This window comes from Erythrobacter sp. JB1-15 (genome assembly GCF_057365035.1).
On the sequence record NZ_CP200295.1, the window covers coordinates 2,031,389 to 2,052,842 of the forward strand.

At 57.6% G+C, this 21,454-nt stretch carries 18 protein-coding genes, 1 other RNA gene and 2 pseudogenes; 13 read left to right on the top strand and 8 right to left on the bottom strand.

Annotated features, from left to right (window positions below):
• Positions 1-40: 40 nt before the first annotated feature.
• A complete protein-coding gene (gene mtgA, locus AC0V6L_RS09740; protein WP_486155098.1) occupies positions 41-718 on the bottom strand; it encodes a monofunctional biosynthetic peptidoglycan transglycosylase in 678 nt (225 codons plus the stop codon).
• 168 nt (positions 719-886) lie between these two features.
• Between mtgA and AC0V6L_RS09745 the strand changes: the two genes are divergently transcribed.
• Positions 887-2,224, top strand: a complete 1,338-nt coding sequence (locus AC0V6L_RS09745) for a M20 metallopeptidase family protein (protein WP_486154070.1) — start codon at positions 887-889, stop codon at positions 2,222-2,224.
• A 99-nt stretch (positions 2,225-2,323) separates the two neighbouring features.
• On the opposite strand, the gene rpoH is transcribed toward AC0V6L_RS09745, so the two are convergent.
• From rpoH to AC0V6L_RS09760, 3 genes and pseudogenes are all read right to left on the bottom strand, one after another.
• Complete coding sequence (gene rpoH / locus AC0V6L_RS09750; RefSeq protein ID WP_486150288.1) at positions 2,324-3,226, bottom strand: RNA polymerase sigma factor RpoH; 903 nt, start codon at positions 3,224-3,226, stop codon at positions 2,324-2,326.
• 112 nt (positions 3,227-3,338) lie between these two features.
• Positions 3,339-4,346 (bottom strand): RluA family pseudouridine synthase, encoded by a 1,008-nt coding sequence (locus AC0V6L_RS09755; RefSeq protein WP_486155099.1) that lies wholly within the window; start codon positions 4,344-4,346, stop codon positions 3,339-3,341.
• Positions 4,347-4,448: 102 nt separating this feature from the next.
• Positions 4,449-4,658, bottom strand: a pseudogene (locus AC0V6L_RS09760) (GIY-YIG nuclease family protein); the annotation flags it as partial.
• 58 nt (positions 4,659-4,716) lie between these two features.
• On the opposite strand from AC0V6L_RS09760, the gene AC0V6L_RS09765 reads away from it, so the two are divergent.
• From AC0V6L_RS09765 to rnpB, 5 genes are all read left to right on the top strand, one after another.
• Positions 4,717-5,100, top strand: a complete 384-nt coding sequence (locus AC0V6L_RS09765; RefSeq protein WP_486154071.1) for a M67 family metallopeptidase — start codon at positions 4,717-4,719, stop codon at positions 5,098-5,100.
• A 141-nt stretch (positions 5,101-5,241) separates the two neighbouring features.
• Positions 5,242-5,895, top strand: a complete 654-nt coding sequence (locus tag AC0V6L_RS09770) for a histidine phosphotransferase family protein (protein ID WP_486154072.1) — start codon at positions 5,242-5,244, stop codon at positions 5,893-5,895.
• A 7-nt stretch (positions 5,896-5,902) separates the two neighbouring features.
• Positions 5,903-6,613, top strand: a complete 711-nt coding sequence (locus AC0V6L_RS09775; RefSeq protein ID WP_486154073.1) for an N-acetylmuramoyl-L-alanine amidase — start codon at positions 5,903-5,905, stop codon at positions 6,611-6,613.
• A 152-nt stretch (positions 6,614-6,765) separates the two neighbouring features.
• Positions 6,766-7,485: an aquaporin Z gene (aqpZ, locus tag AC0V6L_RS09780; protein ID WP_486155100.1), complete on the top strand. Its 720-nt coding sequence runs from the start codon at positions 6,766-6,768 to the stop codon at positions 7,483-7,485.
• A 77-nt stretch (positions 7,486-7,562) separates the two neighbouring features.
• An RNA gene (rnpB, locus tag AC0V6L_RS09785) (RNase P RNA component class A) lies at positions 7,563-8,017 on the top strand.
• Between the two features lie 9 nt (positions 8,018-8,026).
• Here rnpB and AC0V6L_RS09790 read toward each other — a convergent pair.
• From AC0V6L_RS09790 to AC0V6L_RS09800, 3 genes and pseudogenes are all read right to left on the bottom strand, one after another.
• Positions 8,027-9,532 (bottom strand): FMN-binding glutamate synthase family protein, encoded by a 1,506-nt coding sequence (locus AC0V6L_RS09790; protein ID WP_486154074.1) that lies wholly within the window; start codon positions 9,530-9,532, stop codon positions 8,027-8,029.
• A gap of 89 nt (positions 9,533-9,621) precedes the next feature.
• A pseudogene (locus tag AC0V6L_RS09795) lies at positions 9,622-10,933 on the bottom strand (UDP-glucose dehydrogenase family protein).
• Positions 10,934-11,057: 124 nt separating this feature from the next.
• The gene (locus AC0V6L_RS09800) at positions 11,058-11,882 is read right to left on the bottom strand and encodes a metallophosphoesterase family protein (protein WP_486154075.1); all 825 of its coding nucleotides are present in this window, start codon (positions 11,880-11,882) and stop codon (positions 11,058-11,060) included.
• A gap of 345 nt (positions 11,883-12,227) precedes the next feature.
• Between AC0V6L_RS09800 and AC0V6L_RS09805 the strand changes: the two genes are divergently transcribed.
• Both AC0V6L_RS09805 and AC0V6L_RS09810 read left to right on the top strand, forming a co-directional pair.
• Entirely contained in the window at positions 12,228-13,187 is a 960-nt protein-coding gene (locus tag AC0V6L_RS09805) for a TorF family putative porin (protein WP_486154076.1), read from the top strand.
• A 142-nt stretch (positions 13,188-13,329) separates the two neighbouring features.
• Positions 13,330-13,767 (top strand): VOC family protein, encoded by a 438-nt coding sequence (locus tag AC0V6L_RS09810; RefSeq protein WP_486154077.1) that lies wholly within the window; start codon positions 13,330-13,332, stop codon positions 13,765-13,767.
• A gap of 34 nt (positions 13,768-13,801) precedes the next feature.
• On the opposite strand, the gene nhaA is transcribed toward AC0V6L_RS09810, so the two are convergent.
• On the bottom strand, positions 13,802-15,037 hold the full coding sequence (gene nhaA, locus AC0V6L_RS09815; RefSeq protein WP_486154078.1) for a Na+/H+ antiporter NhaA: 1,236 nt from the start codon (positions 15,035-15,037) through the stop codon (positions 13,802-13,804).
• A gap of 85 nt (positions 15,038-15,122) precedes the next feature.
• Here nhaA and AC0V6L_RS09820 point away from each other — a divergent pair, with 85 nt between their 5' ends.
• From AC0V6L_RS09820 to AC0V6L_RS09840, 5 genes are all read left to right on the top strand, one after another.
• Positions 15,123-16,538: a glycosyl transferase family protein gene (locus AC0V6L_RS09820; protein ID WP_486154079.1), complete on the top strand. Its 1,416-nt coding sequence runs from the start codon at positions 15,123-15,125 to the stop codon at positions 16,536-16,538.
• A 5-nt stretch (positions 16,539-16,543) separates the two neighbouring features.
• The gene (locus AC0V6L_RS09825; protein WP_486154080.1) at positions 16,544-17,761 is read left to right on the top strand and encodes a hypothetical protein; all 1,218 of its coding nucleotides are present in this window, start codon (positions 16,544-16,546) and stop codon (positions 17,759-17,761) included.
• Positions 17,762-17,913: 152 nt separating this feature from the next.
• Entirely contained in the window at positions 17,914-18,828 is a 915-nt protein-coding gene (locus AC0V6L_RS09830; protein WP_486154081.1) for a sulfite exporter TauE/SafE family protein, read from the top strand.
• A complete protein-coding gene (locus AC0V6L_RS09835) occupies positions 18,828-19,589 on the top strand; it encodes a TIGR02186 family protein (protein ID WP_486150310.1) in 762 nt (253 codons plus the stop codon). The genes AC0V6L_RS09830 and AC0V6L_RS09835 overlap by 1 nt, the downstream gene beginning before the upstream one ends.
• Positions 19,590-19,697: 108 nt before the next feature.
• Positions 19,698-21,395: an ATP-binding protein gene (locus tag AC0V6L_RS09840; protein WP_486154082.1), complete on the top strand. Its 1,698-nt coding sequence runs from the start codon at positions 19,698-19,700 to the stop codon at positions 21,393-21,395.
• Positions 21,396-21,454 lie beyond the last annotated feature (59 nt).

Consider the following 21,454-nt stretch of genomic DNA (forward strand, 5'->3'; position numbering starts at 1 on the left):
GGATGGCTAAACGTCAATGGGTGTGGACACCATTTGCGCTTCAATCGTAGACGCAATCATCCAAGCCATCGCGCTGCACCACGCCAATGCGGCGTTCCAGATTGCGGCCATAGCTGGCGAGCCAGCCTGCAGGGCTGGTCACCTCGCGGGTTTTTGGGCTGGGAAGAGCAGCGGCCATGCGCGCGGCTTCGTTGGCGGAAAGCTGGCTTGCGGATTTGCCAAAGTAACGCTGCGCGCCGGCTTCTGCGCCGTATGTGCCAAGGCCCGTTTCCGCGACGTTGAGATAGACCTCCATGATGCGGCGTTTGCCCCACACATTTTCGATCCAGAACGTGAACCAAGCCTCCAGCCCTTTGCGAAAATAGCCGCCGCCTTGCCACAAAAAGACGTTTTTGGCGGTTTGCTGGCTGATCGTGGACGCGCCTCTTATCTTGCCGCCTTTTTGGTTGTCTTTATATGCTTTTTCAATGGCTTCTGTATCAAAGCCAGAGTGGCTGCAAAATTTGGAATCCTCCGCGCCGATGACAGCGGCGACGAGATCAGGGTCGATTTGGGAAAGGCTTTCCCAGTCTTTCGTCACTGCGTTTTCGTCCATCGCCATGGTCGCGGTGTAAGGGATGGGTAGCCATTTGAATGCGATCACGGCGAGCAGCGACAGGCCTGTGAACCAAAGGATCACTTTAACCAGCACCCGCGCGCATATTCCGGCCAATCGCATCATCGCAGCAGCGTTTATAACGCGCGCGCGGCCAGTGCAATCATCGGTATATGTGTGTGTGTGTAGCCCCTGCGCCGAAAGACTTGCGCGCTCAACTCGCGGGGCCAACTTGCGAGCCACGCGCGGGCATGCTTTATCTGCGCGTTATACCAAATGGGGAGAGACACCATGCGAACTTTCACAACCGCCGCCGCATCGATTGCTTTGATCTGCGGGGCAATGGCATCGCCTGTCTGGGCCGAAACCCCGCAGGAAATCGCCGATGCGGTTGAGGCGGATTACGACAATTACCTCGCGCCGTTGTTTGTGCATTTTCACCAGAACCCCGAACTCTCCTTCCTTGAAAACGCAACGGCGGCGCGCATGGCGGCCGAATTGCGCGGTGCAGGCGTCGAAGTGACCGAAGGCGTGGGCGGCACCGGCGTTGTGGGTATGATCCGCAATGGCGAAGGCCCCCTGATCCTGCTGCGCGCGGATATGGACGGGCTGCCGGTGGTTGAGAAATCGGGCCTCGAATACGCCTCCACCGCGACGCAAGTGGGCCAGGACGGTGTGGAATATCCCGTCATGCATGCCTGCGGGCATGATGTGCACATCACCTCGCTTGTGGGCACGGCGCGGCGTTTGATGGCGATGAAGGACGAATGGCAAGGCACGATCATGTTCGTCGTCCAACCGGCCGAAGAACGCGTGGGCGGGGCCAAAGCGATGCTCGCCGATGGCCTGTACGAACGCTTTGGCAAACCAGATTACGCGCTTGCCTTCCATGTTGCCAGCGTGCTGCCAACGGGCAAAGTGTCAGCAGCCGAAGGCATCCAATATTCGAGCGCTGACAGCGTCGATATCACCGTTCCCGGCATTGGCGCGCACGGGGCCAGCCCGCACAGGGGCCGCGACCCGGTTTATATCGCCAGCCAGATCGTCACCGGTCTGCAATCGATCGTCAGCCGGGAAGTGAAGCCCTTATCCCCCGCCGTCATCACTGTGGGCTCGTTCCATTCGGGGTCAAAGCACAACATAATTTCTGATCAGGCAAAGCTGCAATTGACCGTCCGGTCCAATGATGAAGATGTGCGCGCGCAATTGCTCGCCAGTATCCGCCGCGTCGCGGTGGGCATAGGCAAAGCGCATGGCCTGCCCGATGATATGCCTGTCGAAGTGGTGGTGAGCGAGGGCACGCCTGTCACCTATAACGACAAGGCGCTGGCCAAGCGGCTCAACAATGTGATGATCCGCGATCTAGGCGAAGATGCGTTTATCCCGTTCGAACAACAGGGCATGGGCGCGGAAGATTTCGCCTATTTCGTTGAAGAAGAGCTGGGTGTGCCGGGTTATTACTTTGCCGTCGGCGGCACTCCGCCCGAAGATTTCGCCGCCGAAGAAGCAGGCGGTCCGGCCGTGCCATCGCACCATTCGCCCCTGTTTAAGGTCGCACCAAGGGAAAGCGTAACGCTGGGAACGCGGGCGATGGTGGCAGCTGTGCTGGATTTGGCGGGGGCTGAGTAGAGCCAGCTAACGCTCAATACTTGGCCGCGTGCGGCGGCCTGCAAATAAAAAAGGCGGCCATCGCGGGCCGCCTTTTCAATGTGAGTAGTAAGATCGCGCTTACGCCATCCCGGGCAGCAACCGCTCACCCGCGATGCGCTGCATTGCCTTTTGCAGCTTTTCAAACGCGCGCACTTCGATCTGGCGGATGCGTTCGCGGCTGACTTCGTAGACTTGGGAGAGTTCTTCCAAAGTCTGCGGTTTTTCGGTCAATCGGCGCTCTGTCAGGATGTGCTGTTCACGCTCATTAAGAGCATCCATTGCCTCAACCAGCATTTCGTGGCGCACGCTGGCTTCTTGGGCATCGGCAACCGTTTCGTCCTGAAGCGGGCGATCATCGGTCAGCCAATCCTGCCATTCGCCAGCGCCCTCTTCGCCGCCGCGCATGGGTGTGTTGAGCGAGCCATCGCCGCCCATCATCATCCGGCGGTTCATATTGACGACTTCTTGTTCAGGCACGCCCAGATCGGTCGCGATCTTGGTCAGATCTTCGGGAGAAAGATCGGTGTCTTCATAGGCTTCGAGCTGTTTCTTCATCCGGCGAAGGTTGAAAAACAGCTTTTTCTGAGCCGCAGTGGTGCCCATTTTGACAAGGCTCCACGAACGCAAGATATACTCCTGGATCGACGCTTTAATCCACCACATCGCGTAAGTCGCGAGGCGGAAACCGCGTTCGGGTTCGAATTTCTTGACGCCCTGCATCAGGCCGACATTGCCTTCGGAAATGAGATCACTCACCGGCAGGCCGTAGCCGCGATAACCCATCGCGATTTTCGCGACGAGCCGCAGGTGCGAGGAGACCAGCTGGGCAGCAGCCTCAGGGTCTTCGTGTTCCTCATACCGTTTGGCGAGCATATATTCCTGCTCGGCGGTGAGGACGGGGTATTTTTTGATTTCCGACAAATAACGGTTGAGGCTCTGCTCACCGCTAAGGGCGGGGACGCTTGTTTTTGCTTTACTCACAGTGTTCCTAACCTTTCTGGTGTCAGCCGCTTGTTGCGGACCTCTAATGAGCATCCGTAAATCTGGGCCACTCGGTTACATATACGCGAGAAATGCGCATTTGGGTGCGCTTTCATCGATTACAACGGGTAAGTTCGTCGATTAGTTCCAAAATATCCGGCGGCAGACTGGCCTGGAAATGGACATTTTTCCGTGTCACAGGATGGTTAAAGCCAATTTCCGCCGCATGCAGCGCCTGGCGTGCAAAACCAAGCTGTTTCAGCAGCGGTTTCAAAGCCTTGGGTGTCTGTCCGTAGAATGGGTCTCCTAATAAAGCATGGCCGATTGATGCACAGTGAACGCGCACCTGATGCGTGCGCCCGGTTTCCAGCCGGCATTCGATTAAACTTGCATCAGCCAGCCTGTCGAGAACGGTATAATGCGTAACAGCGTGTTTCCCGCGTGAGGAATTCTTGTCGAGCACAGCCATTTTCTTTCGATTGGCATCGGACCGGCCGATTTTGCCCTCGATAGTGCCGGTCTTGGGTGTAGGAAAGCCTGCGCATACAGCGAGATAACGGCGATGCACGGTGTGCGCGGCAAACTGCGCGGCAAGCCCTTCATGCGCGGCATCGGTTTTGGCCGCGACCAGCAACCCCGACGTATCCTTGTCGATCCGGTGGACAATGCCAGGCCGTGCGACTCCGCCAATCCCGGAAAGCGAGCCCTTGCAATGGTGCAGCAGCGCATTGACGAGCGTACCATCCGCATTGCCGGCCGCCGGGTGAACAACCATGCCAGCGGGTTTGTTGACGATGATAAGGTGCTCATCCTCAAACGCGATATCGAGCGGAATGTCCTGCGGCTGCGCTTCGGCGGGGATCGCGGCGGGAATGGTGATGGCAAAAGGGGTGCCGCTGGCGATTTTGGCGCTGGGGGAATTTGCTGGCTGACCATCAAGAACGACGCGGCCCTGAGCGATAAGTGCCTGGACACGTGCACGGCTCAAATCGGTTGCGTCTGCTAGCGCTTTATCGAGCCGGGCGGGCGCACAGGTCTTGCCGGTGAGGGTGTTTTGGGAAGAAAAGGACGGTGCTTCGACAGACTCAGCACGAACGGATTTTGCTGTTTTCTCTACCATTTCAACCGTTCGCCCTGAGCTTGTCGAAGGGCCGTTCTTGCTTTTTGCGAGTGCAGAGATTCTGTCCCAATCGCCTCTGATAAGCGCTTGTTTCTTCGCTCTAGACCAACCCTTGATCTGCAATTCAGCGGCAAGAGCTTCGTGACGAGTGGGGAATTCCTGGGACCAGACAAGTTCAACTGGTAGCTTGTCTTTGGTGAAGCCCTGTACCTTTCCCGATTGATGCTCTTCGATCCGCCGTTCCAGATCATCGGTATGCCCGGTATAATACTTGCCCGCGCGGCAATGCAGCATGTAAGTCCAAAATGACATGGAGGAGGCCTAAGTGAAGGACGGTGCTTCGACAAGCTCAGCACGAACGGATATTGGGTTGAGCGAGAAGGCGCTCACTGACATCCACACAGCCGCTGCCGCTGCTTACCCCCGCGAGGCATGCGGGTTGCTATTGGGGGAAGGCGCGCAGATCACCCGCGCGGCGCCTGCTCGCAATGTTCATCCTACCCCGCAGACCCATTTTGAAATCGATCCCCAAGCGCTGATCGATGCGCATAAAGTAGAGCGCGCTGGCGGTGCCAAGCTTGTCGGCTATTACCATTCGCACCCTTCGGGCGATGCGGTGCCGTCCAAAACCGACCGCGCGGTGGCGGCAGGTGATGGAAAGGTGTGGGCGATTATTGCAAGCGGCGATGTGCGGGTTTGGCGAGACGACCCGGATGGCTTTGTCCCGCTTTCCTACTCGGTCTTGAAGGGGTAAATCGACCGGCGTGATGACCCGGCCCATTCGATCTTTCGCGGACAAAACCGCTTTGGCTCAAACCACCTGTGGCAAGCGCGGTTTTTTATCCCTAGGACCGTGTAACATGTGTAACACGCATTCAGGAATGACGGCCCCAATATGAACTCACAAACCGATCTTGCGGCCCTGCTGTGCTCGCGGCTGTGCCATGACATGCTCTCGCCCGTGGGCGCTTTGGCCAATGGGCTGGAGCTGCTTGCAGATGAAAACGATCCCGCAATGCGCGCCAATGTGGTGGAATTGCTGGAGCAATCCGCCAAAATCAGCACGGATAAACTGCGCTTCTTCCGCCTTGCCTTTGGCGCAGCGGGCGGGTTTGGCGATGCTGTCCCCGTCGAAGAAGCGCAAGAGGTGATCGCTGCGCTGGCTTCTGATGCCAAGAAAGTGGAGCTGAACTGGGCGATTGCCTCGTCCAGCCTGCCCAAACCAGCGGTGAAAGTGATGCTGAACCTATCGCAGATCGCGCTGGATAGCCTGGTGCGCGGCGGAACGCTCGATATTGGTGCCGAGCTGCTCGATGGCAATGTCGAGATCGTGGCGCGGGCAACCGCTGAAAAGCTCGCCTTTGACGAGGTGATCGGGAGGGCCTTGCAAGGGGAACTCGCCGGAGACGAGATCACCAGCCGCACAGCGGCCGCGCATATGGTCGCACTCGTGGCCAAAGAGATGGGCGGCGGGCTGCAATACCAGCTGACAGATGGCGCATTGGTGCTGGGTGCGGTGCTGCCGCAGCCTGACGGGATGATTGGGTAAACGCGCGATGGAACGCTGCGAGCTTGTTCATGAAGTGGTACCATCGCCCAATTGCAACGAACGCGCCCTGCCGATCAGCATGCTGGTCATCCACTATACAGAGATGAAGCCCGTTGAGAGCGCGTTGGCGCGGCTTACCGATCCGGATGCGGGCGTATCGGCGCATTACCTCATCAGCGAAGAGGGCGTGGTGACGCAGATGGTGCCTGAGGAAAAGCGGGCATGGCACGCAGGCGTGTCGTATTGGCGCGGGCACAAGGATGTAAACTCGGCCAGTATCGGGATTGAGCTGGATCATCCCGGCCATGGCGGCGGCTACCGCCCCTTTGCCGATGCGCAGTTTGAGGCGCTGGTGCCGCTGGTTGCCCGGATCGTGAAACAGCACGACATCCCGCGCGCCAATGTGGTGGGCCATTCCGATGTCGCGCCTGCGCGCAAGATCGATCCGGGTGAGCTGTTCCCCTGGGAACGGCTGGCGGAATACGGGCTGTGCCTGCCTATCCCGACAAATCTGGCATCAGGTGATCCGTTTCACAATGATGGGGCGTTCATGCTCGCTCTTGAACGGTATGGATACGACATCACTGTCGGGCCCAAAGCGGTCGAGGCGTTCCAACGGCGCTGGCGGCCAGAGCTGATTGATGGCCGCATAGACCAGCAGATCAGCGCGATATTGTGGCAATTGCTGCTTGATCGGGATCGCGGAACGGCTCGTTAAAGAGGCCGCAAGATTGGCAATCCAAACGAGAGCTTTCCTACTCAGATACTAAGCGATACCTTTAACACCGCCTTTACACATCGAAACACCGTCATGCGTCAAAAGCGCTATAATCGGCTCGAGTGACAAGACATGTGAGGGAGGGATTGATGATGGGAAAGAAGCTCGCAGCTGAGTTTTTCGGGACATTCTGGCTGGTGTTTGGCGGATGCGGATCAGCGGTGTTGGCCGCTGGCATTCCGGATTTGGGCATTGCCTATGCAGGCGTGTCGCTGGCGTTTGGTTTGACGGTTCTCACCATGGCCTATGCTGTTGGCGGGATTTCGGGCGGGCATTTCAACCCGGCGGTTTCGCTTGGCCTTGCGCTGGGCGGAAGGTTCAGCTTTGGCGAGCTGGTGCCTTACTGGATCGCGCAAGTGATCGGCGCGTTTGCCGCTGGCGCGACTTTGTTCACGATTGCTTCTGGCGTGCCGGACTTTGCCGCAGGCGGGTTTGCGGCCAACGGATATGGTGAGTTTTCACCGCATGGATACACGATGATGTCGGCGCTGGTGATTGAGATTGTGCTGACCGCGTTCTTCCTGATTGTGATCCTGGGATCGACATCACCCAAAGCGCCATCGGGTTTTGCGCCTATTGCGATTGGGCTGTGTCTGACGCTCATCCACTTGATCTCGATCCCCGTCACCAACACGTCGGTGAACCCTGCGCGCTCTACCGGCGTTGCGTTCTTCTCGGACAATGCGCTGGCTGTGCCGCAGCTGTGGCTGTTCTGGGTTGCACCGCTGATCGGCGCTGCTTTGGGCGCGATGATCTGGAAACTGCTGTTGTCGCCGGACGAGACGCTCGACAATATCGGCGGAACGGAGTGATTCTCTACTGCGCATAATGAAATGCCAAAGGGCCAGCTTTCCTATAGCTGGCCCTTTGTGTATCAGGTCCCAGTATCAGGGGGCTTGAGGCAGCCGCTCCTTCGACAGGCTCTCGATGAGCGGGTTTAAGTGAGAGGAAAGTCCGGGCTCCACGACGCAAAGGTGGCGGGTAACGCCCGCCGGGCTCGCTTGGTAACAGGCGCGCTTAGGGAAAGTGCCACAGAGAGAATACCGCCGATGGCCTTGCGGCTTGCTTGCAGGGTACAGGCAAGGGTGAAAGGGTGCGGTAAAAGCGCACCGGGGCGGCTGGTAACAGCGTCCGCATGGCAAACCCCACCTGGAGCAAGACCAAATAGGGATCTCGCGCTCGCCTTATTGGCAGGGCAGGGGGCATCGCCCCGAGGAGGTCCGGGTTGGTTGCTTGAGCCGCTCAGCAATGGGCGGCCCAGATGAATGGCTGCCGCCGCGCGGCTGGTGCCTTTGGGCATACCGCGTGCGGAGACAGAACCCGGCTTATGATGGCCCCCTGATACGCTTTGAATTAGGCTGCGCTGCGCGCCTTCGCCCCTGCATGTTCCGCTGCATCGGGATATAGCTCATCCAGCGGGCGTGATCTGCCATCGGCGCAGACCATGCGGACATGGTACCGTTTAAGCCGCCGCGGTTCGGGCACGCCGCAGGAATGGGCGATAACGCCGACTTCCTTGCGCATCTGTTTGATGAAGTTCGCCACACGCACCTGTTTGTTGGCAGGATCGAGCCCGCGTTGAAGGTCTTGATCATGGGTGGTTATACCGGTCGGGCATGTGTTCTTGTCGCACTTCATCGCCTGAATACAGCCGAGCGCAAACATGAAACCGCGCGCCGAAATGACAAAATCTGCGCCTGCGCACAAGGCCCATGCAACCTCGCCCGGTGTCACCAGCTTGCCGCTCGCAACAATGCGGATGCGGTCTTTCAGGCCCGCCTTATCGCGAATATCGACCATCATCGGCAAAGCCTCGCGCAGGATCAGCCCGACATTGTCAATCAACGGCAAAGGAGCAGCCCCCGTTCCGCCATCGCCGCTGTCGACTGTGATGAAATCCGGCGCGCTTTGGGCCCCGCGCTGATTGATCGCCTCCATCAGCTCTTCCAGCCAGCCATACGCGCCAATGACGGTTTTGAAACCCACAGGTTTGCCCGTCACTTCGCGAATATGCGCAATCATATCGAGCAGTTCAGCGATATTGCCAATATCGGGATGACGGTTCGGAGAGATGGAGGCCTGATGCGGTTCAATCCCGCGAATTTCAGCGATTTCCTTGTTCACCTTCTCCGCTGGCAGAATGCCGCCTTTGCCCGGTTTGGCGCCTTGAGACAGCTTAAGCTCGAACATGCGCACCTGCTCGTGCGCAGCCACTTCGCGCAGCTTTTCGTCTGATAGATTGCCATCTGTATCGCGCACACCGTACTTGGCTGTGCCGATCTGAAAGACGATATCTGCACCCCCTTCGAGGTGAAACGGTGATAGCCCGCCTTCGCCAGTGTTCATCCAGCATCCCGCTTTGGCCGCGCCATGCGACAGCGCTTGCACAGCGGGTTTCGAAAGCGCGCCGTAGCTCATCCCGGAGATGTTAAACAAAGACGGCGCATTGTAAGGAATGCGCGCGGCCCCTTCGCCAATCATCATGGCTTCGGCTTCTGATGCGTCGGCTTCGAGTGTGGGCCACGGGCAATTGATAAAGATGGGGGTGCCCACTGGCTCCAGATTGCGCGTCGATCCAAACGCTACATTGGTCGATTTGTCCGATGCCGCATCGTACACCCAATCGCGCTGGGCCCGGTTAAACGGCATTTCCTCGCGGTCCATGGCAAAGAAATATTGGCGGAAAAATTCGCCAAGCTCTGAAAAGACATAACGCAACCGGCCTATGACCGGGTAATTGCGCCGCACCGCGTCGGCGGTTTGGAAACGGTCGATCAAAAACACTGCGATCAATGCCGCAGCGCCCAGGCCAAGTACGAAGATAAATGCGGTGGTGAGCCCGCTGAAAATGGCCGACATTGTGTTTCCTCCCAAGACGCCTCTTGCATAGTAATACGCAAGAGATGCCTTGAAAGGTTACAGGTGTAAGGTCAGCGGGTCAAAAAGCTCTAGCTGCGGCCAATGCTGGAATATTCAAAGCCTGCATCGCGCATATCATCGGGGTTATAGATATTCCGCAGATCGACCATGATGTGACCATTGGCGAGTTCCTTGACCCGGGTAAGATCGAGCGCTCGGAACGCATCCCATTCGGTGACCAATGCAACAACATCGGCATCCTTGATCGCCTCATACGGGTCCTGACACATGTTCACCTCTGGCATCAGAGGAGCGGCGATTTCCATGCCTTCGGGATCGTATGCGGCGACTTCAACTCCGGCATCGGTCAATGTCTGCGAAATCGCGATAGCCGGCGAGATCGCGCATGTCATCGGTGTTGGGTTTGAACGTCAGGCCCAGCAATGCAGCTTTTTTGCCGCGTGCATTTTCCTGACCGCCCAGCGCATCAAGCACTTTGCGGCCCATGGCGCGCTTGCGCATATCGTTCACTTTGACAACCGCTTCGACGATGCGGGTGGGGCTGTCGTAATCTTCGGATGTTTTAAGCAGCGCCAAGGTGTCCTTGGGGAAGCACGAACCGCCATATCCGGGTCCGGCGTGCAGGAATTTTGAACCAATGCGGTTGTCCATACCGATGCCGCGCGCGACATCCTGAACATTCGCGCCCACTTTTTCGCACAGATCAGCCATTTCGTTGATGAACGTGATCTTGGTCGCAAGGAAGGCATTGGCGGCGTATTTGATCAGCTCACTGGTGCGACGGTTCACAAACAGAATGGGCGATTCGTTGAGGAAGAGCGGGCGGTACACTTCACGCATAACCTCGCGGCCAAACTCTTCTTCAGCGCCAATGACAATACGATCAGGGCGCTTGAAATCGCCGATAGCCGCGCCTTCGCGCAGAAATTCCGGGTTGGAGACCACGGCAACTTTGTGAGCGGTTCCGCTGTCTTTCAGGATGCGCTCAACCTCATCGCCTGTGCCGACTGGAACGGTGGATTTGGTGACAACAACCGCATCGTTGGAAAGGCTTGCGCCTACTTCGCGCGCGACCTGATGGACAAACGTAAGGTCAGCATGGCCATCGCCGCGGCGGCTGGGCGTGCCCACAGCGATAAAGATCGCACTTGCGCCTGCGATCCCTTCGGCAAGGTCGGTGGTGAATGACAGACGGCCAGCGGCCACATTATCCGCGACGAGCTTATCAAGGCCCGGCTCATAAATTGGCATCACACCGTCGTGGAGACGGTCAATTTTGCTTTGATCTTTATCGATGCACACAACATCGTGACCAAAATCGGCAAAGCATGCCCCTGAAACGAGCCCGACATAGCCAGAACCCACCATTGCAATCTTCATTGAGATCAGCCTTTACAAATTAGTTATACCGCACTTGCGAAAGAGCGCCGTGGATTGCGCAACACGGGGGAAAAGGGAAGTGCGCAAAGGTATATGTCCCTTTCCAAAGCAGGTGGTCCTCCGATTACTTAAGAGAATCGCTGCTTGCGATCTCGATAGACCCATCCCCGTCAATCGCCTGGATCTGCCGCCGCTCATCCCCGTCGAGAACAAGGGCCGTCAGCACACCGGATCGGAAAGCGCCCGTATCAATGCCGATCCGATTGCCGCAATCCATGACTTTGTCGAATATCGTGTGGCCGTGAATGACCACCTTTTCGAGCGCGCCTTGATGATTGAGGAACCTGTCCCTGATCCATAACATGTCTGAACGTTGTTGTTCGGCAATGGGGACGGCGGGGTCAATCCCCGCATGGACGAACAGGTAATCACCTGCGACGATCTTCTCTTCGAATGAATTGATGTAATCGCGTTCTTCTTGCGTCACGAGCCGGGGCAGGGCCGCGAACAGCTCTTCGAGTGTCATTGCGTCGAATTGCTGGCTCGAAATGCCATAGCTAAGGATTGTTTCGCGCCCGCCATGTTTGAGAAAGTGGCGCAAAATGTCCACTTTTTCAAAGGATTCCATGAACATATCTTCGTGATTGCCGGCCAGCACACGAACATTGCGCGCGCTTTGCCATTCGCGCGTCCGGGCCACCACGCCTGAGCTTTCAGGCCCGCGATCAACCAGATCACCCAGCAGGATCATATGCGTGTCAGCCGCTTGCCCGCTTGCGGCATTGCGCGCTGCATCATCCGCTTCAATCGCACCAATCAGAGCATCATAAAGGTCCAGCCGGCCATGAATATCACCGATCACATAATACCGCTCTCCCACAGGGACGCTGGGCAGGCGAGGGCTCGCTTGGGATTTGGAGCCGAACATTTGGCGAAGAGATTTGAGCATAATTAGGTGGTCTGAGTGGCAATCATTGGAGACGGGCGTTGGTTGCGGGGGTGACCGCGGGCGCACTGTGCCAGTCTTGTTGGATATAACGCAGGGCGCGACATAGAGTTTCCGAGCGCGCTGGGCAACCAAGCCAGTATTACATCTGGTATACACACGATCTTGATGCAAAATGCGCACACTTGTGGGTGATTTAACAATCACAGGCAATTTTGCTTGCGCGAATTTACGATAGTGTGCACGATTGTGTCGCACTGCGATGAGATCGCCTCATAAGATAGCGACCGCGCAGTGTGCAGGTGGGACGAAGCAACCAATAGACAACACCAAAATAGGGAAGTTGTAATGCTCACGTCCATCCGCGGCCTTCTGGCCGCATCAATACCCGCAGGTGTGCTCCTCTCTGCTACACCCGCACTCGCTAAAAATGTCGAGGCTTTGCCTTCAGTTGAGGCCGATGCTGAGATCGTTCTGGCAGATGCCGACCCGGCAGATGTCGAACTGGCAGACGCGCAGATTGTCGACATTTCAGTATCGCCTGTATCAACGCCGACGCTGATTGATCCTTCAACCGACTGGTCCGCGCAATCCGCTGCTGCAACACGAGCCAGCGCGCCTGCTGATGCGGACAGCGAAAGCTCTCTTGCAGCCGATAGTCCGCTTACTTTTTCGGCCAATGTCGCGCTTGCAACCGAATATCGCTTCCGCGGTGTAAACCTTTCGGGTGGCAATTTCGCCATTCAAGGCGGTCTTGATCTGTCGCACTCATCCGGTTTCTACATCGGAACCTGGGGCTCCAACCTTGATGAGCAAACCGTCGGCTATGGCTCAAGCGAGCTTGACCTTTATGGCGGCTGGAGCGGCAATCTCTCCGACGCGGTCTCAGTTGATCTTGGCGCTATTGCTTACATCTACCCGGATGCTGGTCCTGGTGAGTTTGACTATTACGAAGTTTATGGCTCAGTCGGTTTCAGCCTTGGCCCCGTCTCGGTGACGCCGGGATTTGCTTATGCGTTTGATCAGGATTCGCTGGGCGGAACAGACAACACCTATCTCTACACCGATGTGAGCATTGGCATTCCTGATACGCCCGTCACATTGAATGGCCATTTGGGCTACACAGACGGCTTTCTGACTTTCAAAAATGACAGCAAAGCTGTCGATTGGTCGATTGGTGCAGACCTTGCTGTTGGTCCGGTCACGTTCAACGTGTCCTATATCGATGTTGAAAGCGATGCTTTGTCCGATCCGGGCAAGGTTTTCACAGACGATGCGTTTGTGGCGTCGGTAAGCGCAAGCTTCTAAGTTCGCGCACAACCATATTCACAAAAGGGGCGCGATCAGCTGACAGCTGGCCGCGCCCCTTTTTGTATTGTTGGCTCTGACATTGCCGTGCGCTTTGTGACCTCATACATTGAAAGCCAAATCGCAAGGGACACCTTTAACCATGACAGAATTTCTACATTCCATGCTGCGCATCACTGATGTTGATGCAACGCTCGATTTTTTCAAACTGATCGATGTGGAGGAAGTGCGCCGGTTCGATGTCGAAGCGGGGCGGTTTACGCTGATTTTTCTGGCGGCACCGGGGCAGGAAAATATTGCCGAGATTGAGCTGACCTATAACTGGCCGCCTGAAGATGGCAGCGAAGCAGACACCTATGATGGGGGGCGCAATTTTGGCCATCTCGCATTCCGAGTGAAGGACATTTACGCGACCTGTCAAAAGGTCGCTGATGCCGGTCATATCATTCACCGTCCGCCGCGCGATGGGCATATGGCGTTCATCAAATCACCCGATGGCATTTCGGTGGAGCTGCTTCAGGAAGGGCGGCTTGAACCCAAGGAGCCGTGGGCCAGCATGGAAAACACAGGCACGTGGTAAAACCCTCGGTGGGCGAAAGGGCCAAGCAGCTGCCCTAGGTGCTGCTTGGCTGCTGGCCCTGATCGTCGCAATCCTCTGCGGTGTGATTGGTCGTCAATCGCAATACGATAAAGCCGAGGATCGCTGACACGGCAGAGCCTGTGAGAATGCCGATCTTGGCTTCTTCCACGAACAACTCGTTACCGGGGAACGCCAAGCCTGCGATAAACAGGCTCATGGTAAAGCCGATACCGCACAGGATCGATACGCCCCAAATCTCGGCCCAGCTGGCATTGGCTGGCCGCGATGCGAAGCCGACCTTGTCAGCAATAAAGACGGTCGAAAATATCCCGATCTGCTTGCCCACCACCAGGCCTGCGGCGATCGCGATGGGCAGCGGTGCGAGCAACGCATCTGCGCCCATGCCTTTGATCGACACGCCCGCATTGGCAAAGCCGAAAATGGGTACGATCATATAGGCGCTCCACGGGGCCAGGCCGTGCTCCAGCTTCTCCAGCATGGAATTGCCGTCCTTGCGGTGGAGCGGAATAGTGAGCGCGGCGACCACGCCGGCAATGGTCGCGTGGACGCCTGAATGCAGCACGCAATACCACAGAACGACAGCGGCGATGATAAATGGCCACAATACGCTGACTTTTATCCGGTTCATCGCAATCATAACCGCGAGGACTGCGGCCGAGGCAGCGAGCCATTCAATGTAGATTGAAGGTGTGTAAAACACCGCAATCACCATCACCGCGCCGATATCGTCGACGATGGCTACGGTAAGCAGGAACAGGCGCAGGGATGCAGGCACTCTGTTGCCCAAAAGTCCCAGCACTCCCATCGCAAAGGCGATGTCTGTGGCCGCCGGGATGGCCCAGCCGCTCGTGTAAGCGCCGCCGCCTGAAACGAGCATAAAGACAGCCGCTGGGGCCAGCATTCCTGCAACCGCGGCAATCATCGGCAGGCGGCGCGCAGCGGGATCTGAAAGTGATCCGCTGACCACTTCGCGCTTCACTTCAAGGCCAACGACGAAGAAAAATATCGCCATTAAACCGTCATTTATCCAGTAATGTAGATCTTTTAACTTCTCTATCGGGGTCCACGGTAAGGTACCATAGAACAGTTCTTTATATTCGGCTGAAAGTGCAGAATTCGCCGCAAGCATTGCGGCCGCCGCGACAAGAATCAACAAGATGCCAGCAGAAGCATCGCCGACAAACAGGGCGCGCACAGGTGCAAAAACACGGCGCAGAGGCTTTGGTGCAGAAGATGGATTATCCGACATAAAATCTATTTGATCATCTTTTCTTGATTGTGTTGCAACTGAAAGAAGAGACTGTATTCTACAGGCGGGGGCAGACGGGGTAGTAGTGGGTATTTCTGAGTTTTCAGTGTGGCAGTGGCTGGCTATGGTCCAGCACGAATTGCTTTTATTTGCTGGTGTTTTCTTCCTGATTGGTGCGCTTGATGATCTTGCGATCGATTTCAGTTGGCTATGGCTGAAGCTTTCCGGTCGGGCAAGCACTCCTGAACTAAACCGCATACGGCTGCAACAGCGCGAACTGGATGGGCCGGCGGCGATCTTTATTCCCGCATGGCAGGAAAGCCAGGTGATCGGCGATACCATCGCGCACACGCTCGCCAGCTGGCCGCAGCAGCGTTTGCGGTTGTATATAGGCTGCTATCAAAACGATCCCGCTACGATTGAGGCGGCGATGGATGGCGCGCGCGGCGATCCGCGCCTGCGCATTGTTGTCCATGACAAGCAAGGACCAACGACCAAGGCTGATTGCCTCAATCGGTTATACGATGCGATGCGCAGCGATGAACGGCGCGGGCAATTTCGCTTTTCCTGCGTCGTGTTCCACGATGCCGAAGATATGGTGGACCCGGCAGGCCTTGGTCTGTTGAGCGCGACGGTTGAGGATGGCGCCGATTTCGTCCAATTGCCGGTCGAGCCTGTGGTCCAGCCGCGCAGCCGCTTTTGCGGAAGCCATTATTGCGAGGAATTTGCCGAATCGCATGGCAAAGCAATGGTCGTGCGCGATGCATTTGGCGCAGGTTTGCCCGGAGCAGGCGTCGGCTGCGCGATATCGCGCCAGGCGCTTGGCTGGCTGCATCAACGCAAAGGGGCAGAGGGCCAGCCATTTGCCTCCGATTCGCTGACAGAAGATTACGAACTCGGCCTCAGTATCGCGGCAGCGGGCGGTAAATGCCGGTTTGTGCGCGCTCGGGGTGCGGATGATGGCCGCTTGATTGCAACGCGCGCCTATTTCCCATCCAGCCTTGGCGCGGTGACCCGGCAGAAGACCCGGTGGATCCATGGCATCGCTCTGCAAGGGTGGGACCGGGTGGGCTGGAGTGGCAATCTGGTGGAAACCTGGATGCGCGTTCGCGACAGGCGCGGGCCGATCACGGCCTTGGTGCTGTTGATCGGATATGCGCTGATTGTGATGGCAGGCGTTGGCTGGCTGTTTGCCGGGCTTGGCCTTTTGCCCCCGCTTGTGCTTACGCCGATGCTCAAAGCTTTGCTGGTCGCCAATTTGATCGCCTTTATCTGGCGAGCGGCGTGGCGGTTTGTGTTCACGACAAGCATTTACGGACCGCTTGAAGGGATCTTGGCTGTGATCCGCATTCCTGTTGCCAATGTAATCTCAATCATTGCGGGCCGCCGCGCCGTGACGGCATATGCCCGTTCGCTTTTGGGGCGCGGGATTGAATGGGACAAGACCAGCCATTCGCTGCACCCGACCCAGACCAACGGGCTTGCTGCAAGAGCGATCTGAGAGTGATGACGACGCTTTCTCGCAGGGGCAGCCCATTGGTGACTTTTGTGCTTTTGGGCGCAGTGTGGGTTGGTGCGCGCGCGATGATGTGGGAAAATCCGTTTCCCTTGCCGGCACTGGAAACGCCATTTGTGAGCAAAGTGGCTCCGCAGAGTTTCGCGCATCATGAGGCGCAGGGCACGTCCGCGGATTTTGCCCAAAACATGATTGACGATGGGCGCGCATTTCTTGGCCGTGCAGCGCCCGCGGCTGGTGCAGATGCGCCGTTTTCCAATGGCGCGCATGTGCGTGTGCCGCTGCGCGGTGACGTAATCCGCGTCAGCCTTGGCCGGGGTGATGATGATTACGCTCAGCAACGGCGATGGGCTGCCGCGCCTGGTGATTACGGCACGCAATCATCCATGGGGCACACCATGTTGTGGCGCGCCGCCATGCTGCAATCCGGGCGAGCGCGGTTGCAGAATGCTGATTTTCGCACAGCCGCCTTTGCCCGTTCGTCGCATAGCGGATCATCACCTACTGGCCCGGTAACCCCGCGCGAAAGCGGAAAGGTGGACCGGTTCTTCCTCGATACATGGGGATTTTACCGGCAGGGATCGAGTTCTGCGCCGATCTCGCAAGGACGCGTGCCCACTTATGGGGCAAGCCAGGCAGGTGCAAAGCTTGCCTATCGCATTGCGCCGCGCTCCGGCCATGATCCGCGCGCATTTGCCCGCGCTTACCGTGCGCTGACGCTGAATGGCGAAAGCGAGCTTGCCTTAGGTGTTTCTGGCCGGCCATTGCCGAAATTCCCGGTGCGCTTTGCAGGCGAAGTGCGCGCCACCCAATTCGCAGACAGCTTGCGGTTTCGCCCTGCTGGCTATGCCTTTACCGAAATTGCGCCGATTGCGCTTCCTGGTCGGTTCTCTTTGGAAACCTATGCGCAGGCCGGCTATGTTGGCGGGCGTGATGGCACCTTTTTTGCCGATGGTCAGGCCACTGCAACGCGGCCGCTGACCACTTTCAACGCAGGCAAATTTGGCAATGCGCGCCTTAGTATTGGCGGCGGTGTGTGGGGCGGGGCGCAAAAAGGCGCAAGCCGGGTGGATATCGGTCCAACCATGCGAGTGGATATGTCCATCGGCAAAGTGCCCGCGCGATTTTCGGTTGATTGGCGGCAAAAGGTCGCTGGTGATGCAGCCCCGGAATCGGGTGTAGCCGCAACCGTATCGACCCGGTTTTAAGCTGCCCGTCATATAGAGGGTGTTAAGCGCTCTCCAGATCGGCCATCATAAAGACCGATCCTTTTCACATCGCTGCTTTAATCTGAACAGCTGCGGATCATTCGTGCCGCTTCCCTTTCAACCCTGCGCGCTCTGGAGTAACTGGCTGGGCCATGGATGTTTATCTGCCCATTGCGAATCTATCGGTGAATGGCCTTGTCATCATCGTGCTTGGCTTTGGGACAGGCGTGCTTTCGGGACTGTTCGGTGTGGGCGGCGGATTTTTGACGACACCGCTGCTGATTTTCTACGGTATTCCGCCAACGGTTGCCGCTGCATCTGCCGCAACGCAGGTGACCGGCGCAAGCGTATCCGGCGTGCTGGCCCATCGCCGCCGCAACGGGGTCGATTATCGGATGGGGGGCGTCCTGGTGGGCGGCGGCATTATCGGCGCGATGTTCGGCGCCTTGTTGTTTCGCGCGCTTCAGTCGCTGGGGCAGATCGATGTCGTCATCAATATACTGTATGTGCTGATGCTGGGCACGATCGGAACGCTGATGATGCGCGAGGCGCTCGGCGTGCTGATGCCTTCGAAAAAGGGTGCGAGCACCCAGCCGCGTAAGCGTCGCCATCATCCGCTGGTGGCCGCTTTGCCCTATCGCTGGCGGTTCTATCGCTCGGGGCTTTATATCTCACCCTTGGCTCCGCTGATCCTGGGCGTTCTGGTGGGCATTTTGACTATGCTGATGGGAGTGGGCGGGGGATTTCTGCTGGTGCCTGCGATGCTCTATCTGCTCGGGATGAGCGGGAACGTGGTGGTGGGCACATCGCTCTATCAAATCCTGTTTGTGACGATGGTGACAACCATGACTCATGCGCTGACGACCAAAGCGGTGGATATTGTGCTCGCTGCGCTGCTGCTGGTTGGATCGGTGCTTGGTGCGCAGTTCGGCACCCAGATCGCGATGAAAGCGCGGCCAGAATTGCTGCGGCTTGTGCTGGCAGGCCTGGTGCTGCTGATTGCGCTGCGGATGCTGTGGGGTCTGGGCGTGCAGCCTGACGAGATTTACACGGTAAGCCCGCTATGATGCGCGCTTTGCGATGTGCGATTGCGCTGTTGGCGGCGATCACCTTGTCAGCGCAGCGCGAACCTATCCTTGTGCCCGAAGTCAGCCAATCACGCATCGAGGTGCGCCAGGGTTTCACCGGAGCTGATCTGCTGTTGTATGGGGCGGTGATCGATCCGGCGGGGATCAACGAAGGCAGTGAATACGACATCGTTGTGGTCTTAAAAGGCCCATCGCAAGCCATACGATTGCGCGAGAAAGACCGGATTGCCGGAATTTGGATGAACGCGCAAACCTCTGATTTTCGTTCTGCGCCCAGTTTTTTCGCGGTGGCTTCATCTGCTCCCGTTCGCGCTATTGTGGATGAACGCACCGCAGCGATTTATGAGCTGGGCACCAGTTTCATCCAGCTAAGCCCTTCCGGCGAAATTGATCCTGAACAACAGGCGCGCTTTGGCGAAGGTCTGGTCGATCTGCGCCGCCGCCAGCAGCTTTACAAAGAAGACCCCGAAGGCGTGCGGATCAGCGAAGGCGTATTGTATCAGGCTCGGATCGAACTGCCGTCCAATGTCACCACCGGGTCTTACACCGCTGAAACCTTTGCGATTGCCAATGGCCGCGTGCTCGCCAGTGCGACCGCCAAGATTGAAGTCGAAAAGGTTGGCCTCGAGGGACGCGTGGTTCGCGCGGCGCAGGAACGTGCGTTTTGGTATGGGCTGCTGGCGATTGTCATGTCGCTGGGTATGGGCTGGCTGGCTGGCCGTCTGTTTGCGCGCGGCTGAATTACCGCCCATTTTGACGCGATCTTAACCCCAATACGGTTAGTTTCTTATCGCAATCGCTATCGGCCTTTGCAGTAGAACCGCATTTACCAAGGGTAAGGCATCCAGATGAGCGATATGAGCCAGCACAATTTTGACAGCGCAATGCGCGACGATAATGCCTCTGTTACGCCGCCCGAGGCAAGCGGCGACAGTCGCTCGCAAGACAATGCCGGGCTGCCGATTGGTGTGGTGCTGGAGATTTCCGGAGCAGGTTCGCAGATCGCGTTTGATTTGCAACGCATCACCGAATGCATGAAGGATGACGACCCGTCGATCGCTTTGGCTGGACAGGTTGGCAGCCAGGTCAAGATCCGCGTGGGCGATGCATGGCTGCTCGCCAATGTCCGCGATCAGCGCAAGGATCGCCGCACCGAAGGCGGGATCATCGCCAATATCGACTTTCTGGGCGAGGGCAGCGAAGAGAAGCTTACGGGCCGCATTCACGGCTTCAAACGCGGTGTTACCCGCTATCCCGTGCCCGGCGCGCTTGCCTATCCTGCGACCACGCAGGATCTGGAGCAAATCTACGCTAGCGATGGCCGAGCCAACATCACCATTGGCAAAGTCTTCCCCACCAAGGACATCCGCGCAGGCCTGTATATCGATGCGATGCTGGGCAAGCACTTTGCGCTGCTTGGCTCCACCGGTACCGGTAAATCGACCAGCGCCGCGCTTATCCTCCACCGCATTTGCGAAGCCGCCCCGCAAGGCCATATCGTCATGATTGACCCGCATGGCGAATACTCGGCCGCCTTCCGCCAAACGGGGCAGATCCTCGATGTGTCCAACCTTCAAATGCCCTATTGGCTGCTCAATTTTGAGGAGCATTGCGAAGTGCTCCTCTCCAGCAGCGGCAATGACCGGCAGGTTGATATGGACATTCTGGCCAAGTGCTTGCTGCATGCCCGGTCCAAGAACAGGCTGGCTGAAACCATGGGCAAGATCACCGTGGATTCGCCCATCCCCTATCTCCTGTCCGATTTCTCCAACGTGCTTCAGGACGAGATGGGCAAGCTCGACAAGGCCACATCATCCGCTCCTTACATGCGGATCAAAGGCAAGCTGGAAGAGCTGAAAGCCGATCCGCGTTATCAGTTCATGTTCTCCGGCATGCTGGTGGGCGACACCATGGCCGAGTTCATCTCCAAGGTGTTCCGCATGCCAGGCGATGGCAAGCCGATCTCGATTATCGACGTCTCGGGCGTTCCCTCTGACATCACCGCAACCGTGGTCGCTGTCTTGTCGCGCTTGGTGTTCGACTTTGCGATCTGGGGACGCGAGGACAACACACGGCCTGTTCTGCTCGTGTGTGAGGAAGCACACCGGTATGTGCCTAATGAGAAGAACTCGGATGGCTCCTCGGTTGGACGCATTCTCAGCCGGATCGCGAAAGAAGGCCGCAAATACGGCATTTCACTGGGCCTCATCACGCAGCGCCCCTCTGACCTTGCCGAAGGCGTCTTGTCGCAATGCGGCACCATCATCTCGATGCGGCTCAACAACGACCGCGACCAGGCGTTTGTCCGCGCAGCCATGCCCGAAGGGGCGCGCGGCTTCCTCGATTCCATCCCTGCCTTGCGCAACCGTGAATGCATTGTGTGCGGAGAAGGCGTTGCAATCCCCATTCGCGTAAGCTTCGACAATCTCGAAGAGCACAAGCGGCCAGCTTCCGAAGACCCCAGCTTTGTCGAGCTGTGGAATGGCGGCGGCGGCGAAGAGGAGATGGTCGAGCGTGTCGTTCTGCGCTGGCGTTCGCAGGGGTAAGGGACTTCCCCGCGAAGGCGGGGACCTCTTTGATCCTGGCGCTTGACTGATGGAGGTCC

Coding starts and splice junctions, on each gene's coding strand:
- mtgA (WP_486155098.1), bottom strand. CDS start 718: ATGCGATTGGCCGGAATATGCGCGCGGGTGCTGGTTAAAGTGATCCTT.
- AC0V6L_RS09745 (WP_486154070.1), top strand. CDS start 887: ATGCGAACTTTCACAACCGCCGCCGCATCGATTGCTTTGATCTGCGGG.
- AC0V6L_RS09755 (WP_486155099.1), bottom strand. CDS start 4,346: ATGGTAGAGAAAACAGCAAAATCCGTTCGTGCTGAGTCTGTCGAAGCA.
- AC0V6L_RS09770 (WP_486154072.1), top strand. CDS start 5,242: ATGAACTCACAAACCGATCTTGCGGCCCTGCTGTGCTCGCGGCTGTGC.
- AC0V6L_RS09775 (WP_486154073.1), top strand. CDS start 5,903: ATGGAACGCTGCGAGCTTGTTCATGAAGTGGTACCATCGCCCAATTGC.
- aqpZ (WP_486155100.1), top strand. CDS start 6,766: ATGGGAAAGAAGCTCGCAGCTGAGTTTTTCGGGACATTCTGGCTGGTG.
- AC0V6L_RS09790 (WP_486154074.1), bottom strand. CDS start 9,532: ATGTCGGCCATTTTCAGCGGGCTCACCACCGCATTTATCTTCGTACTT.
- AC0V6L_RS09800 (WP_486154075.1), bottom strand. CDS start 11,882: ATGCTCAAATCTCTTCGCCAAATGTTCGGCTCCAAATCCCAAGCGAGC.
- AC0V6L_RS09805 (WP_486154076.1), top strand. CDS start 12,228: ATGCTCACGTCCATCCGCGGCCTTCTGGCCGCATCAATACCCGCAGGT.
- AC0V6L_RS09810 (WP_486154077.1), top strand. CDS start 13,330: ATGACAGAATTTCTACATTCCATGCTGCGCATCACTGATGTTGATGCA.
- nhaA (WP_486154078.1), bottom strand. CDS start 15,037: ATGTCGGATAATCCATCTTCTGCACCAAAGCCTCTGCGCCGTGTTTTT.
- AC0V6L_RS09825 (WP_486154080.1), top strand. CDS start 16,544: ATGACGACGCTTTCTCGCAGGGGCAGCCCATTGGTGACTTTTGTGCTT.
- AC0V6L_RS09830 (WP_486154081.1), top strand. CDS start 17,914: ATGGATGTTTATCTGCCCATTGCGAATCTATCGGTGAATGGCCTTGTC.
- AC0V6L_RS09835 (WP_486150310.1), top strand. CDS start 18,828: ATGCGCGCTTTGCGATGTGCGATTGCGCTGTTGGCGGCGATCACCTTG.
- AC0V6L_RS09840 (WP_486154082.1), top strand. CDS start 19,698: ATGAGCGATATGAGCCAGCACAATTTTGACAGCGCAATGCGCGACGAT.